At 68.9% G+C, this 15,049-nt stretch carries 10 protein-coding genes; 4 read left to right on the plus strand and 6 right to left on the minus strand.

Annotated features, from left to right (window positions below; all coding sequences use genetic code 11):
- Nucleotides 1–152: 152 nt before the first annotated feature.
- Nucleotides 153–3,305, minus strand: coding sequence for an Rne/Rng family ribonuclease (locus RT282_RS05495; protein ID WP_313312318.1), 3,153 nt, complete (start codon nt 3,303–3,305; stop codon nt 153–155).
- Nucleotides 3,306–3,931: 626 nt separating this feature from the next.
- On the opposite strand from RT282_RS05495, the gene RT282_RS05500 reads away from it, so the two are divergent.
- From RT282_RS05500 to RT282_RS05515, 4 genes are read left to right on the plus strand one after another with little or no spacing between them, the layout of a single operon-like run.
- Nucleotides 3,932–4,954 carry an RluA family pseudouridine synthase gene (locus RT282_RS05500; RefSeq protein WP_313312320.1) on the plus strand — a complete coding sequence of 341 codons (1,023 nt, stop codon included), beginning with the start codon at nt 3,932–3,934 and terminating at the stop codon, nt 4,952–4,954.
- Between the two features lie 9 nt (nt 4,955–4,963).
- A complete protein-coding gene (locus tag RT282_RS05505) occupies nt 4,964–5,632 on the plus strand; it encodes an HAD-IA family hydrolase (RefSeq protein WP_313312323.1) in 669 nt (222 codons plus the stop codon).
- Entirely contained in the window at nt 5,632–6,021 is a 390-nt protein-coding gene (locus RT282_RS05510; RefSeq protein WP_312305136.1) for a Rieske 2Fe-2S domain-containing protein, read from the plus strand. The genes RT282_RS05505 and RT282_RS05510 overlap by 1 nt, the downstream gene beginning before the upstream one ends.
- A 15-nt stretch (nt 6,022–6,036) precedes the next feature.
- A complete protein-coding gene (locus RT282_RS05515) occupies nt 6,037–7,080 on the plus strand; it encodes a S49 family peptidase (RefSeq protein ID WP_312305137.1) in 1,044 nt (347 codons plus the stop codon).
- Nucleotides 7,081–7,156: 76 nt separating this feature from the next.
- On the opposite strand, the gene RT282_RS05520 is transcribed toward RT282_RS05515, so the two are convergent.
- The 5 genes from RT282_RS05520 to RT282_RS05540 all read right to left on the minus strand — a co-directional run bounded on the left by RT282_RS05520 (nt 7,157) and on the right by RT282_RS05540 (nt 15,045).
- Nucleotides 7,157–9,328, minus strand: a complete 2,172-nt coding sequence (locus tag RT282_RS05520; protein ID WP_313312327.1) for a 3-hydroxyacyl-CoA dehydrogenase NAD-binding domain-containing protein — start codon at nt 9,326–9,328, stop codon at nt 7,157–7,159.
- A gap of 19 nt (nt 9,329–9,347) precedes the next feature.
- The gene (locus RT282_RS05525) at nt 9,348–10,553 is read right to left on the minus strand and encodes an acetyl-CoA C-acetyltransferase (RefSeq protein ID WP_313312329.1); all 1,206 of its coding nucleotides are present in this window, start codon (nt 10,551–10,553) and stop codon (nt 9,348–9,350) included.
- A gap of 97 nt (nt 10,554–10,650) precedes the next feature.
- A complete protein-coding gene (locus tag RT282_RS05530; RefSeq protein ID WP_312305142.1) occupies nt 10,651–11,817 on the minus strand; it encodes an acyl-CoA dehydrogenase family protein in 1,167 nt (388 codons plus the stop codon).
- A gap of 125 nt (nt 11,818–11,942) precedes the next feature.
- Nucleotides 11,943–13,112: an ABC transporter substrate-binding protein gene (locus RT282_RS05535; protein WP_313312333.1), complete on the minus strand. Its 1,170-nt coding sequence runs from the start codon at nt 13,110–13,112 to the stop codon at nt 11,943–11,945.
- A 70-nt stretch (nt 13,113–13,182) separates the two neighbouring features.
- Nucleotides 13,183–15,045: a long-chain fatty acid--CoA ligase gene (locus RT282_RS05540; protein WP_313312336.1), complete on the minus strand. Its 1,863-nt coding sequence runs from the start codon at nt 15,043–15,045 to the stop codon at nt 13,183–13,185.
- Nucleotides 15,046–15,049 lie beyond the last annotated feature (4 nt).

Raw genomic sequence — 15,049 nt, forward strand, 5'->3', positions numbered from 1 at the left:
GGTTTTTGATAGGTCCTGCGCTTGTTACGGCGCATGTGGGAGCGCGGCACAGGCCAACGGCCACCGCGCAAGGGCCGCCCCGCAGCGCCGGTAGCGTCCCCCTTCCCGCAAAGCGCGAGCTTTGCGAGAGAAGGGGGAAGCGGCACAGCCGCTCAGGGGGTTGTTCCCTCAAACGGTAGTTGCAGTTCGCGCAGGTCGCGGCGGGTTTCCACCAACACCAGCGGGCCTTCGTCCAGCACCGGCACCGGGGGCCGTTCGCGCGGCACGTGCACGGGAGCGGGCTCGGCAGCGATGGCGGCCTGGGCAGCGGCGATCTTGTCCGCGTCCGAGTTCACCCACTGCAGGCCGGAGGCCTGGGCCATCTGGGCCAGGTCGTCCACGGGCAGCACGAAGGCCTGGGCCTGTGGCGCGGGGCTGGGGGCTGCCTGGGCGACCACCGGTGCGGCTGCGACAGGGGCCAGTGCAGGAGCAGGAGCAGGAGCTGCGGGCGCGGGAGCAGGGGGTTCGGCCCCCATGACCGGCTGCGCTTGCGCTGCCACTTCTTCGACCGGTGGTGCCGGCACGGGCAGGGCCTCGCGGACGGCGGCGGCCTGCGGAGCGGGTGCGGCTTCTTCGGCGGCGGGGGCGCTGAAGTAGCTGCGGCGCGCCGGCTGCTCGGCGCCCTGGGGGGCGGTGCCGGCGGCGGTCAGATCAATGTCCAGCATCGTCTCGGCGCTCTCGTCCTGCTCGGCGGACAGCGGGGCGTCAGCATCCACGGTGCGCGGTGCGCGCTCGCGGCGGTCACGGCCGTAGCGGTCGCGCGAGCGGCGCTCGCGGCGCGGCTCGGCCGCCTCGGGCGCGCTGGCGTCCTGGGCCGCGCCGGCACTGACGGCCGGGGCCGTCAGGTCCAGGTCGGGCAGGGCGGACAGGGGCGCGGTGTCGACGAAGTCCTGGCCGGCGGCCGGGGCAGGTGCGTTGGCGTCGATGGTGCGCGGGCCGCGCTCGCCGCGGCGGCTGCGGCGTTCGCCGCTGCGTTCGCCGCTGCGTTCGCCGCGCTCGCCATTGCGCTCACCGCCACGCGGCGCGCGCTCGCCGCGCTGGGCGTTGCCCGCGTCGTCCAGCGGGGTGGCCTGGGCCGCGTCCAGCGAACCATCTTGCAGTGCGGCGCCGGCCTGGGCAGGTGCGCGCTCGCGGCTGCCGCGGCCTTCGCGCGGCTCGCGGCGGCCTTCGCCCTCGACCTGTTCGCCGCGCTCGCGGCCACCACGGCCGCCACGGCCGTTGCGCAGTTCGCCCGGTTCACGGGCCTCGCCGCCATTGCCACGGCCTTCGCCGCGGCGGCCGCGGCCTTCGCCGTTGCCCTGGCCGCTGCCATTGCCGTTGCTGTTGGCGTCGCGGCTGCCTTCGCCGCCACGGCCACCGCGGCCGCCACGGCCGCGTTCGCCGCCGCGGCGGCCTTCGCTGCTGCGTGCGGCACCTTCAGGCTGGGCGGCGGACTGGGGCGCGGGCTGCACGGCCGGGGCCGGTGCGGCGGCCGTGGGGCCCAGGCCGAACAGGCTCTTGAGCCAGGCGAAGAAGCCCTGCTCCGGCGCCGGTGCGGGTGCCGGGCGCGCCGCCGGGGCGGGCGCGGCAGCACGCGGCTGCTGCTGGCCGCCGGTGCGGCCGGCGGCGTTGCCGCGCGGCTGCTGGCTGGCGCCTTGCGGGCGCGGCTCGGCCACCGGGGCGGGCGCGTCGGGCAGCACGCCCTTGATGACGGGCGTCTGCTTGTTGGTCGGCTCCTGCGAGCGGCGGGTGATGTGCGTCTGCTCCTCGGCCTCGTCGGCCAGCTTGTAGCTGGCTTCCAGGCCGTCCAGGCGCGGGTCGTCGTGCTTGAGGCGCTCGAGCTTGTAGTGCGGCGTCTCCAGCGTCTTGTTGGGGATCAGCACCACGGAAACGCGCTGCTTGAGCTCGATCTTGGCGATCTCGGTGCGCTTTTCGTTCAGCAGGAAGCTGGCCACCTCCACCGGCACCTGGCAGTGCACGGCGGCCGTGTTGTCCTTCATGGACTCTTCCTGGATCATGCGCAGCATCTGCAGCGAGAAGCCTTCCGTGTCGCGCACGTGGCCGGTGCCATCGCACAGCGGGCAGCGGATGTGGGCGCCTTCGGACAGGGACGGCTTCAGGCGCTGGCGGCTCATCTCCATCAGGCCGAACTTGCTAATGGTGCCGAACTGCACGCGGGCGCGGTCCTGGCGCAGCGCGTCGCGCAGGCGGTTCTCGACCTCGCGGCGGTTCTTCGATTCCTCCATGTCGATGAAGTCGATGACGATCAGGCCGCCCAGGTCGCGCAGGCGCATCTGGCGCGCCACCTCGTCGGCGGCCTCCAGGTTGGTGCGGGTGGCGGTTTCCTCGATGTCGCCGCCCTTGATGGCGCGGGCCGAGTTCACGTCCACGCTGACCAGCGCCTCGGTGTGGTCGATGACGATGGCGCCGCCCGAGGGCAGGGTCACGGTGCGCGAATAGGCCGATTCGATCTGGTGCTCGATCTGGAAGCGCGAGAACAGCGGCGCGTCGTCGCGGTAGCGCTTCACGCGGGCGGCATGCTCGGGCATGACGTGCGCCATGAACTGCTGCGCCTGCTCGTAGATGTCGTCCGTGTCGATCAGGATGTCGCCGATGTCGCTGTTGAAGTAGTCGCGGATGGCGCGGATCACCAGGCTGGATTCCTGGTAGATCAGGAAGGCGCCGCGGCCGGCCTTGGCCGCGCCGTCAATGGCGTTCCAGAGCTTGAGCAGGTAGTTCAGGTCCCACTGCAGCTCGGGCGCGCTGCGGCCGATGCCGGCGGTACGCGCGATGATGGACATGCCCTTGGGGTACTCGAGCTGGTCCATCGCCTCCTTGAGCTCGGCGCGGTCCTCGCCCTCGATGCGGCGCGACACGCCGCCGCCGCGCGGGTTGTTGGGCATCAGCACCACGTAGCGGCCGGCCAGGCTGATGAAGGTGGTCAGCGCCGCGCCCTTGTTGCCGCGCTCTTCCTTCTCGACCTGGACGATGAGTTCCTGGCCCTCGCGGATCACCTCGTTGATGCGCGCCTGGCTCGGCGAGACGCCCTCGGCGAAATACTGCTTGGAGATTTCCTTGAACGGCAGGAAGCCGTGGCGGTCCTCGCCGTAATCGACGAAGCAGGCTTCCAGCGACGGCTCGACGCGCGTCACCACGGCCTTGTAGATGTTGCCCTTGCGCTGCTCGCGCCCTTCGATTTCGATCTCGTAGTCCAGCAGCTTCTGGCCGTCCACGATGGCCAGGCGCCGCTCCTCGGGCTGCGTGGCGTTGATGAGCATCCGCTTCATGATGCGATTCCTTTGTAATTCAAATCCATGCGTTGCCGGACGGGCCACGCCGCATTTGCCAAAAAGGGCTGCGGGGGGCGCTGGACCGGCATCGACTCACACTCAAGCACACAGGCTCATACCGAGCCAACAATGCCGGGGCGGACGCATCGAAACAAAGGAAGGGCCGGGACGCTGCACGGCTCTGCGCGGCGTGAGGAATTCAGCTGCGCAGGCGTGAACGAGGGGGCGCGTGGATGGGGGCGAGGCGCAAGTCGCGCAGCGATGCTATGAAAAGCGGAGCTGCTGGCGCTTGTCGGACGGGCGTTTGCGGCCTGATGTGTGCCCACGGCAGGGGCTGGCGCCCCGGCCACAGCGACACGATCCATGCCAACAGTACCCACATGATTTCGCTTTGATCCGCCAACCGCCGGGCCCTGCGAGGGGTGGGCGAGATGGCCTGGAATTTCCGTGTTTCAGTGTTTCGATGCGTCAGCCCGCCGGGCGGCGTGCGGGCCGGTGCAGGCATCTCATGGACCTGCGGGTGGCGCGTACAAAGCCCGTTGGCATTGACCAAACTGCGCGGCGAGCCGGGTTTTGTCCCTTAAACTCAAGAAAAATCAACCACTTACATTTTCGTCGCGCAGGTGAAACAGATTATAGGGGGCAAATCGGCCACGCATGGCTCCCCGCCCCAGCCAGCGCCCGCTCCGACGGCACGCATTCTCGAGGTCGATGCCGAGTCCGCCGGCCAGCGTCTGGACAACTTTCTCGTGCGCCACCTGAAGGGCGTGCCCAAGACCCACGTCTACCGCATCATCCGCAGCGGCGAGGTGCGCCTGAACCGCGGCCGCACCAGCGCCGATGCCCGGGTTGCCGAGGGGGACCAGGTGCGGCTGCCCCCCGTGCGCGTGGCCGAGCGCGTCCAGCCCGAGGGCGAGCGCGCCGCGCCGGCGCGCGAATTCCCCATTCTGCTGGAGGACGACCACCTGATCGCCCTGGACAAGCCGGCTGGCGTGGCAGTGCACGGCGGCAGCGGCGTGAGCTTCGGCGTGATCGAGCAGCTGCGCCGGGCGCGGCCGCAGGCGAAATTCCTGGAGTTGGTGCACCGGCTGGACCGAGACACCTCCGGCATCCTGCTGGTGGCCAAGCGGCGCAGCGCGCTGACCCACCTGCAGGAGCAGTTCCGCGGCCGCGAGACCGGCAAGACCTACCTGGCCCTGGTGGCCGGCCAGTGGCCCGCCGCGAAGAAGGTCATCGACACCCCGCTGCACAAATACCTGCAGGAGGATGGCGAGCGCCGCGTGCGCGTGACCACGGCCGACGACCCGGACGCCATGCGCGCGCTCACGCTGGTCAAGGTGCGCAGCCAGCTGCCTGCCCGGCCCTTGCAGGGCCTGCCGGCCATGAGCCTTCTGGAGGTGACCATCAAGACCGGGCGCACGCACCAGATCCGCGTGCACTTGGCCAGCAGCGGCCACGGCATCGTGGGCGACGACAAGTACGGCGACTTCGACCTGAACCGCCGCCTGCCCCGGCAAGGCCTCAGGCGCATGTTCCTGCACGCCTGGCGGCTACAGTTCCAGCACCCGGCCAGCGGCGAGCGTGTCACCCTGCACGCCGAGCTGCCGCCCGAGCTGGTCGGCTTTCTGGCCCCACCGAATGTTTGATTGACTGACATGCCCGTATCCCGTCCCCGCCGCTTCGACCTCATCGCCTTCGACTGGGACGGCACGCTGTTCGATTCCACTGCCATCATCACCCGCTCCATCCAGCAGGCGGTGAGCGACGTGGGCGGGCGCATGCCCACCAGCGAGGCCGCCGCCTGGGTCATCGGCATGGCGCTGCCCCAGGCCCTGGCCCACGCCGCGCCGGACGTGCCGCGCGAGAAATACACAGAGCTGGCCAACCGCTACCGCTACCACTACCTCAAGCACCAGGACGACATCAGCCTGTTCGACGGCGTGCTGCCGCTGCTGGATGCGCTGAAGGGAACCGGCCACCTGCTGGCCGTGGCCACTGGCAAGAGCCGCCGCGGGCTGGACCACGTGCTGCAGGCGGTGCAGCTGCGCGGCATGTTCGACGCCTCGCGCACGGCCGACGAGACCGCCGGCAAGCCGCACCCGCTGATGCTGCACGAGCTGATGGCCGAGCTGGGCGTGGCCCCGGAGCGCACCCTGATGATCGGCGACACCACGCACGACCTGGAGATGGCCCGCGCTGCCGGTTGCGCCAGCGTGGGCGTGGCCTACGGCGCGCACAGCACCGAGGGCTTCGCCGCGCTGCAGCCGCTGTTCGTGGCCGCCTCGGTGGCCGAGCTGCACGGCTGGATGGCGGGCAACGCCTGATGCATCAGCAGCAGGGCGGCACCTCAAGCCAGGCCATTGCCCTGTGCGCCAGCGGCGAGCTGACCGAGGGCGGGCGCGCCGTGGCCTTCGACGTGCTGTATGCCGGCGAGCACGTGCGCGCCTTCGCCATCCGCTACGCTGGCCAGGTGCATGCCTACCTGAACCGCTGCACCCACGTGCCCATGGAGATGGACTGGCAGGAAGGCCAGTTCTTCGACGACAGCGGCCGCTGGCTGCTGTGCGCCACGCACGGCGCGGCCTACCAGCCGGACACCGGCCAGTGCGCCAGCGGCCCCTGTCGGGGCGGCCTGGTGCGGGTCGGGCTGTCGGAAGAGGGCGGCATGGTGCGCTGGCATACTGCGCCCCTGCTGCAACCCCTGGCGTTCTGAACCTCTGTTTTCATCATGACCGACACCCCCAGACAAGACCCCCACGGTTCGCAGCTCAATGAGCCTGCAGCGCCCGACTTGTGGACGCAGGCAGCTATCAAAAAAGAAGCGGCCGCAGCCGCGCCGGGTACGGCCTGGGAACGCCAGGTGCTGGAAAAGCTGGTGCTGGCCACCGTGGCCGAGCAGCGCGCCGCGCGCCGCTGGCGCATCTTCTGGCGCTTCGCCTGGATCGCCCTGCTGGCGGCGGTGGCCTGGGCCCTGGCCTCGCGCGACCTGAGCGGCACGACCAAAAGCGGCCCGCATACGGCGGTGGTGGACATCAAGGGCGAGATCGCCTCGGGCGCCGAGGCCAGCGCCGAGTTCGTCGTCGCGGCCATGCGCAGCGCCTTCGAGGACGCAGGCTCGCAGGCCGTCGTACTGCTGATCAATTCGCCCGGCGGCAGCCCCGTGCAGGCTGGCATCATCAACGACGAGATCGTGCGGCTGAAGGCCAAGCACGGCAAGCCGGTGTACGCGGTGGTGGAGGAGACCTGCGCGTCGGCCGCCTACTACATCGCCGCCGCAGCCGACGGCATCTTCGTGGACAAGGCCAGCATCGTGGGCAGCATCGGCGTGCTGATGGACGGCTTCGGCTTCACCGGCACCATGGACAAGCTGGGCGTGGAGCGGCGCCTGATCACCGCGGGCGAGAACAAGGGCTTCCTCGACCCCTTCAGCCCCATGAGCGCGCAGCAGCGCGAGTACGCCCAGGCCATGCTCGACCAGATCCACCAGCAGTTCATCGCCGTGGTCAAGGCCGGGCGGGGCGACCGGTTGAAGGAGACGCCCGAGACCTTCAGCGGCCTGTTCTGGACCGGCCAGCAGGCCGTGGAGATGGGCCTGGCCGACCAGCTGGGCAACCTGGACTACGTGGCCCGTGAAGTGGTCAAGGCCGAGGAGGTCATCGACTACACCCGCCGCGACAACGTGGCCGAACGCCTGGTGCGCAAGTTCGGCGCGGCCGTGGGTGCCAGCGCCATGAGGGCCATGGCCGCGCTGCAGGTGCCCCGGCTGCGCTGAGCGGGGCGCCGCCCAAGGCGCAAAAAAGGGGACAGGCCTGGCGCCCGTCCCCTTTTTTGTTTGCGCCCCTTTCCTTTCAGTAGCGCGGTTGGTGCTGCTCGATGGCGGCGCGCGCCCGCGCGTCCAGCGCGAAGCCGGCGCCGTGGCGCTGGGCCAGTTCGTCCGCGCGCCGCAGGAAGGCGGGCACGCCCGTGCCGTAGATGAACTGCATGGCGCCGCCCGTCCAGGCCGGGAAGCCGATGCCGAAGATGGAGCCGATGTTGGCGTCATGCACGCTGGTCAGCACACCCTCGGCCAGGCAGCGGGCCGTCTCCACGGCCTGGCGGTACAGCAGTCGGTCCTGCACGTCCTGCAGCTGCCAGGACGCGCCGGACTTCTCGAACAGGCCGCGCAGCTCGGGCCACAGGTGCTTCTTTGCACCGGCGGGATAGTCGTAGAAGCCGCCACCGCCGGCGCGTCCCGGGCGTTTGAGCTCCTTGACCATGCGCTCGACCAGCAGCTCCCCCGGCGTGGCGGCGTAGACCTTGCCCTCGGCGGCGCAGTCGGCGCGCGTCTGGTCCAGCACGTGCACGCTCAAGGTGAGGGCCGTCTCGTCCAGCACCGCCAGCGGCCCCACGGGCATGCCGGCCTGCATGGCGGCGTTCTCGATCACCGCGGCAGGGATGCCCTCGCCCAGCATGGCGGCGCCCTCCATCACGAAGGTGCCGAAGGTGCGGCTGGTGTAGAAGCCCCGCGAGTCGTTGACCACGATGGGGATCTTGCCCAGCGCCTGCACGTAGTCGAAGGCGCGGGCGACGGTCTCGTCGTCGGTCTGCCGGCCGCGGATGATTTCCACCAGCTTCATCTTGTCCACGGGGCTGAAGAAGTGGATGCCGATGAACTTCTCTGGCCGGCTGCTGGCCTCGGCGAGGCCAGTGATGGGCAGGGTGGAGGTGTTGCTGGCAAAAAAGCCGCCCGGCGCCAGCTGCGGCTCGGCCTCGCGCGTGACCTGGGCCTTCAGCTCGCGGTTCTCGTACACGGCCTCGATGATGAGGTCGCAGCCGGCCAGGTCAGCGGCATCCTGCGTGGGCGTGATGCGCGCCAGCAGCGCCTGTGCGGCCTCAGGCTGCATGCCGCCCTTGTCCACGCGCTTCTGCGCCAGCTTGGCGCTGTAGGCCTTGCCGGCTTCGGCCTTCTCCACGCTCACGTCCTTGAGCACGGTGGCGATGCCCCGGCTGGCCTGCGACCAGGCGATGCCCGCGCCCATCATCCCTGCGCCCAAGATACCCACCTTGGCCGGCTTGAAGCGCGCTACACCGGCAGGGCGCGACTTGCCCGCCTTGATGGCGTTCATGTCGAAGAAGAAGGTGCTGATCATGTTGCGCGCCACCTGGCCCGTCATCAGGCGGGCGAGGTAGCGGCTTTCGATGCGCAGCGCCGTGTCGTAGTCCACCAGCGCGCCCTCGACCATGGCCGACAGCGCGGCCTCGGGCGCCGGGTAGCGCCCGCGGGTGGTCTTGGTGAGCATGGCCGGGGCCACCACCAGGGCGTTGGCCACCTTGGGGCTGGCGGGCGTGCCGCCGGGCATCTTGTAATCCTTGGCATCCCACGGCTGCTGCGCCTGGGGGTGGTCGGCGATGTGGGTCAGCGCCGCGGGCAGCAGCTGCGCGGGCGCGTCCACCAGGGCATGCACCAGGCCCAGGCGCTGCGCCTCGGCAGGGCTGAACAGCTTGCCTTCCAGGAGGTAGGGCTGCGCGCCCATCAGGCCCAGCAGCCGCACCATCTTGGTGATGCCGGTGGCGCCGGGCATCAGGCCCAGCGTCACCTCGGGCAGGCCGAACTGGATCTTGGCGTCATTCACGGCGATGCGGTGGTGGGCGATCAGCGCCACCTCCCAGCCTCCCCCCAAGGCCGTGCCGTTCAGGCATGCGACGACGGGGATGCCCAGCGTTTCCAGCGTGCGGAAGTGCTTCTTCATGCGTTCGATCTCGGCGAACGCGGCGGGCGCGTCGGCTTCGGTCAAGCGCATGGTGGCCTTCAGATCGGCGCCGGCGAAGAAGCTGCTCTTGGCCGAGACCAGCACGATGCCCTTGAGCGCATCGCCCAGCTGGTCGTGGTCGGCCAGCACGCGGGCCGTGGCCTCGGCCAGGTCCTGCTGCCACTGGCGGCACATGGTGTTGACGGGTGAGCCCTGCTCGTCGAAGGTGATGAGCGCCACCTGGCCGTCGCCGTTCTGCGCGGGGATGAGTTCATAGCGGATGGTTTGCATGTGGTGTTCTCCCCAGATCTCAGATGGCTTCGACGACAGTTGCAATGCCCATGCCGCCCCCGACGCACAGCGTGACCAGGCCGTAGCGCAGGCCACGCCGGTGCAGCTCGTCCACCAGTGTGCCCAGCAGCATGGCGCCGGTGGCGCCCAGCGGGTGGCCCAGGGCGATGGCCCCTCCGTTCACGTTCACCTTCTCGTGCGGCACCCCCATCTCGCGCATGAAGCGCATGGGCACGGCGGCAAAAGCCTCGTTCACCTCGAACAGGTCGATCTGGTCCACCGTCATGCCGGCGCGCGCCAGCGCCTTGCGTGTGGCGGGCATGGGGCCGGTCAGCATGATGGTCGGGTCGTCGCCGCTCACGGCGGTGGCGACGATGCGCGCGCGCGGCGTCAGGTTGTGGGCCTTGGCCGCGGTCTCGCTGCCGATCAGCACGGCGGCGGCGCCATCGACGATGCCCGAGGCGTTGCCTGCGTGGTGCACGTGGTGGATGCGCTCGACCTGCGGGTAGCGCTGCAGGGCGACGGCGTCGAAGCCCAGGGCGCCCAGCTGCTCGAACGACGGCTTGAGCCCGGCCAGGCCCTCCAGCGTGGTGCCGGGCTTGATGAACTCGTCTTCTTCCAGGATGGTCTGGCCCAGGGCGTCGCGCACCGGCACCAGCGAGCGCTGGAAGTGCCCGGCGCCGCGCGCGGCCATGGCGCGGCGCTGCGATTCGAGCGCGTAGGCATCCACGTCCTGGCGGGTGTAGCCGTCCAGCGTGGCGATCAGGTCGGCGCCTATGCCCTGGGGCACGAACAGCGTGGCCAGGCTGGTGGCCGGGTCCTGGGCCCAGGCGCCGCCGTCGGCGCCGATGGGTATGCGGCTCATGCTCTCCACGCCGCCGGCCACGACGAGATCCTCCCAGCCGCTGGCAACCTTCTGAGCGGCCAGGTTCACCGCTTCCAGGCCCGAGGCGCAGAAGCGGTTGACCTGCACGCCGGCGCAGCGCCAGTCCCAGCCGGCCTTGAGCGCCGCGACCTTGGGCAGCACCGCGCCTTGTTCGCCCACGGGCGAGACCACGCCCATGACCACGTCGTCCACGCGCGCGGTGTCCAGGTCGTGGCGCTGGCGCAGCTCGGTCAGCAGGCCGGCCAACAGGTCGATGGGCTTGACCTCGTGCAGGCTGCCGTCCTTCTTGCCCTTGCCGCGCGGGGTGCGCAGGGCGTCGAATACAAAGGCTTGGGTCATGGCGGTCTCTCCACAGATTGACTAGAAAATAGGCCTCTAGCGCTTATGCAGCAAGCGCTGGCAGCTATGAAAGTAGTAGTGCAGCGGGCTGAGGACTTCAGCGCGCGGGCAGGCCCATGGCGCGGGTGATCACTTCTTTCATGATCTCATTGGTGCCGCCGTAGATGCGCTGCACGCGCGCGTCGGCCCAGGCGCGGGCGATGGGGTATTCCCACATGTAGCCGTAGCCGCCGAAGAGCTGCACGCATTCGTCCAGCACCTTGCACTGCAGGTCAGTGGTCCAGTACTTGGCCATGCTGGCCGTTTGCGTGTCCAGCTCGTCCTTCAGGATCAGCTCGCAGCACTTGTCCACGAAGACGCGCGCCACCTGCACCTCGGTCTGGGCCTCGGCCAGGGTGAAGCGGGTGTTCTGGAAAGCCGCCACGGGCTGACCGAAGACCTTGCGCTCCTGCACGTACTGCACCGTCCAGTCGATCGCCGCCTGGGCCGAGGCCACGGCGCCGATGGCGATCTGCAACCGCTCCCAGGGCAGCTGTTCCATCAGGCAGACGAAGCCCTTGCCCTGCATGGCGGGGCCGCCCAGCAGGTTCTCGGCCGGCACCTTGACGTTGTCGAAGAACAGCTCGGAGGTGTCCTGCGCCTTCATGCCCACCTTCTTCAGGCGCTGGCCCTTGTCGAAGCCTTCCATGCCGCGCTCCACCAGCAGCAGGCTGGTGCCCTTGGCGCCGGCGGCCGGGTCGGTCTTGGCCACGACGATGACCAGGTCGGCGTGCCAGCCGTTGGTGATGAAGGTTTTGCTGCCGTTCAGCACGTAGTGGCTGCCGTCGGCTGACAGCAGGGCGGTGGTGCGCACGCCCTGCAGGTCGCTGCCGGCGGCCGGCTCGCTCATGGCGATGGCGCCGACCATGCTGCCGTTGGCCAGGCGCGGCAGGTATTTGCGCTTTTGCTCTTCGGTGCCGTAGTGCAGGACGTAGGGCGCCACGATCTCGCTGTGCAGCCCGAAGCCGATGCCGCTGCAGCCGGCGCGGGCGATCTCCTCCATCTGCGCCACGCTGTAGAGCTTGTCGGCCCCGGCGCCGCCGTACTCCTCGGGCATGCTCATGCACAGGAAGCCGTTGGCGCCGGCCTTCTCCCACACCTCGCGGTCCACATAACCCTGCTCTTCCCAGCGGGCGTGGTGCGGCGTGATCTCCTTGTCGATGAAGCGGCGGAAGCTGTCGGCAAAGGCCTGGTGGTCGGGCTGCAGGAGGGTGCGTTCGATCATGGTGTCAGGTATTTTTGAAAAGCATTTGCTTGGTGAAATTCTGCCATCTCTTTGCGAACGATAGTGCTTTTTTCGGAGGCAGAAAAAAGCCGCCCGCAGGCGGCCTGGAGATGGACAGGAAAGGCTCAGTTCTTGGCGTAGTCGGAGACCACGTGCCAGCGCCCGTCCTGCAGCTGCGACAGCCGCGACAGATCATTGCCCAGGCGCTTTTGCGGACCAAAGGTCATCTTGGGGCTGCCGAAGATGTCGGGCTCCAGGACCATGGTGTCCATGGCCTTGATGAAGCTGTCGGTGCTCAGGTTGGGCCCGGCCTTCTGCGCGGCCTTTATGAAAGCGTCGATGGCGGAGTAGCCGTAGACCGAGAACACCGTGGGGTCCTCGTTGAATTTGGTCTTGTACTTGTTGGCCCAGAAGCGAATCGGCTGCGAGCTTTCGTCCAGGTAGGGGTGCTGCACCGTCATCGCGGCGTACAGCCCGTCCATGGCCTTGCCGCCCAGCTTGTGGATCAGGTCGGTGTAGGCGGCGCTGGAGCCCAGGAAGGTCGGGTTGAAGCCCGTCTTGCGCGCCTCGGCGATGGTGCCGATGGTCTCGCGGATGATGGTGCCCAGAATGACGAAGTCGCAGCCGGCGGACTTCATCTTGGCCACCTGCGAGGAGAAATCGGTCGCGCCGCGCTTGAAGGTGGTCTTCTCGGTGTATTCGCGGCCCATGGCCTTCAGGGCCGCCTCCCCGCCGCGCATGACCTCCAGGCCGAACTCGTCGTCCTGGTAGATGGTGCAGACCTTCTGCGCGTTCTTTTCCTTGATGAGCTTGGGCGCCTCCAGGCGGATCTGGTCGTAGTAGGTGGCGGCGAACGAGTACTTGAGCTTGTGGAAGGGCTCGTACATCTCGCGCGCGGCGGTCACGGGGAAGAAGTTGATGACGTTCTTGCTGAACTGCACCGGCATGGCCGCCAGGTTCTGCGCCGTGCCGATGTGACCGACCATCATGAAGATCTTGTCCTGGTTGACCAGCTTTTGCGCGGCCAACACGGCGCGCTTGGGGTCGTAGCCGGAGTCTTCCACCTTCAGCTCGAGCTTGCGGCCGTTCACGCCGCCCTGCTCGTTGGCCTCGTCCACGCGCAGCAGCATGCCCATGCGCACCTGCTTGCCAAAGCCCGCCAGCGGCCCCGACAGGTCCTGGATGGAGCCCAGCGTGATGCTGTCCTTGGTGACGCCCTGCGAGGCCTGGGCCGAAGCGCCGGCGCTGGCCGCCAGTCCCAGGGCTGCGGCAGCAGCGAGATAACGGGTCTTCATGGCTTGTCTCCTGTTGTGGTGTGGTGGATGCGGCATAGCGTAGAAGGGCGCGCCGTGGCGGCCATCCGCACTATCCCTGGCCGTACATGGCGTCGATCTGCTGCGCGTACTTGGTCTGCACCAGCTTGCGCTTGAGCTTCATGGTGGGGGTCAGCTCCTCGTCCTCGGCGGTGAGCTGGGTGTCCAGCAGGAAGAACTTCTTGATCTGCTCGACGCGGGCGAACTTGGCATTCACCCCGTCGATCACCTCCTGGATCAGCGCCTGTACCTCGGGCGCGCGCGTCAGGCTGGCGTAGTTGGAGAACGGCACGTCATGGTCCTGCGCGAATTTCTCCACGTTCTCCTGGTCGATCATGATGATCACCGTGAGGTAGGGCCTGGCGTCGCCGATCACCACCGCGTCGGTGATGTAGGGGCTGAACTTCAGCTCGTTTTCCAGCTCGCTGGGCGTCACGTTCTTGCCGCCGGCGGTGATGATGATGTCCTTCATGCGGTCGGTGATGCGGAAGTACCCCTCGCCATCCACCGTGCCCACGTCGCCCGTGCGCAGCCAGCCGTCGGCGGTGAAGGTCTCGGCGGTCTTGTCCGGCAGGTTCAGGTAGCCCTTGAAGACGTTGGGGCCCTTGACCTGGATCTCGCCCGTATCGGGGTCGATGCGCACCTGGTTGAAGCCGGCGGCCGGCCCGATGGAGCCCGGCCGGATGCGCGTGGCCAGCATGCCGGTGGAGGCGCCGCAGGTCTCGGTCATGCCCCAGACCTCCAGCATGGGCACGCCCAGGGCCAGGTACCACTTGACCAGCTCGGGCGAGATGGGCGCGGCGCCCGTGACCAGGTAGCGCGCGCGGTGGATGCCGATGAGCTTGCGCACGTTGTCCAGCACCAGCCAGCGCGCCAGGCGGAACTGCGCCTTGAGCCCGGCGCCCACGGGCTGGCCGGACAGCACGCGTTCGGCAATGCGCGTGCCCACGCCGATGGCCCAGGCATAGGCCGCCTGCTGCACGCGCGAGGACTCCTTGAGCGCGATCATCACGCCGGAATAGAACTTCTCCCACACCCGCGGCACGCCGGTGAACACCGTCGGAGCGATCTCGCGCACGTTCTCCGGCACGGTGTCGGGGTTCTCCACGAAGTTCAACTTGCAGCCCGTGTAGAGCGAGAAATACTCCCCGCCCATGCGCTCGGCGATGTGGCACAGGGGCAGGAAGCACATGGCCTCGTCCTGCGCGGAGCGTGCGATCAGGGTGTTGTAGCCGCGCGCGGTGTAGGTCAGCGCGGCGTGCGTGTGCATGGCGCCCTTGGGCCGCCCCGTGGTGCCCGAGGTGTAGACCAGGATGGCCACATCCTGCGGCTGCACGCTCTGCGCGCGCTGCTCCAGGGCGCCCGCATGAATGGTGTTCCATTCACGGCCCAGTGCGCGCAATGCGTCCAGGCTGAGGATGTCGGGGTCGTCCAGGTCGCGCAGGCCTTCCATGTCGAAGACCACGATCTTGCGCAGCTGCGGCAGTTGGTCGCGCACCTGCAGGGCCTTGTCCAGCTGCTCGTCGTCCTCGACGAACAGCATGGTGGTGGTCGAGTCCTGGCACAGGTACTGCACCTGCTCGGGGGCGTCCGTGGGGTAGATCCCGTTGGCCACGCCGGCGCAGCTGAGCACGGCCAGGTCGGCCAGCACCCATTCGATGCAGGTGTTGGACAGGATGGAGACGCATTCGCCCCGCGCAAGGCCCAGGGACAGAAGCCCGCCGGCGATCTCGCCCACCGCTTCGCCGGTCTGCTGCCAGGTCCAGCTCTTCCAGATGCCCAGCTCCTTCTGGCGCAGCCAGACGCCGGTGCCGCGCTGGTGCACGGCGTTCCAGAACATGGCGGTGATGGTGTCGCCGTCGAGCACGCTGGCCGCGGCGGGTTGGATGTGGGACAGATCCCAAAGGTTGGACATGGTG

The organism is Pulveribacter sp. (assembly GCF_032079985.1).
Lineage (GTDB): Bacteria > Pseudomonadota > Gammaproteobacteria > Burkholderiales > Burkholderiaceae_C > Melaminivora.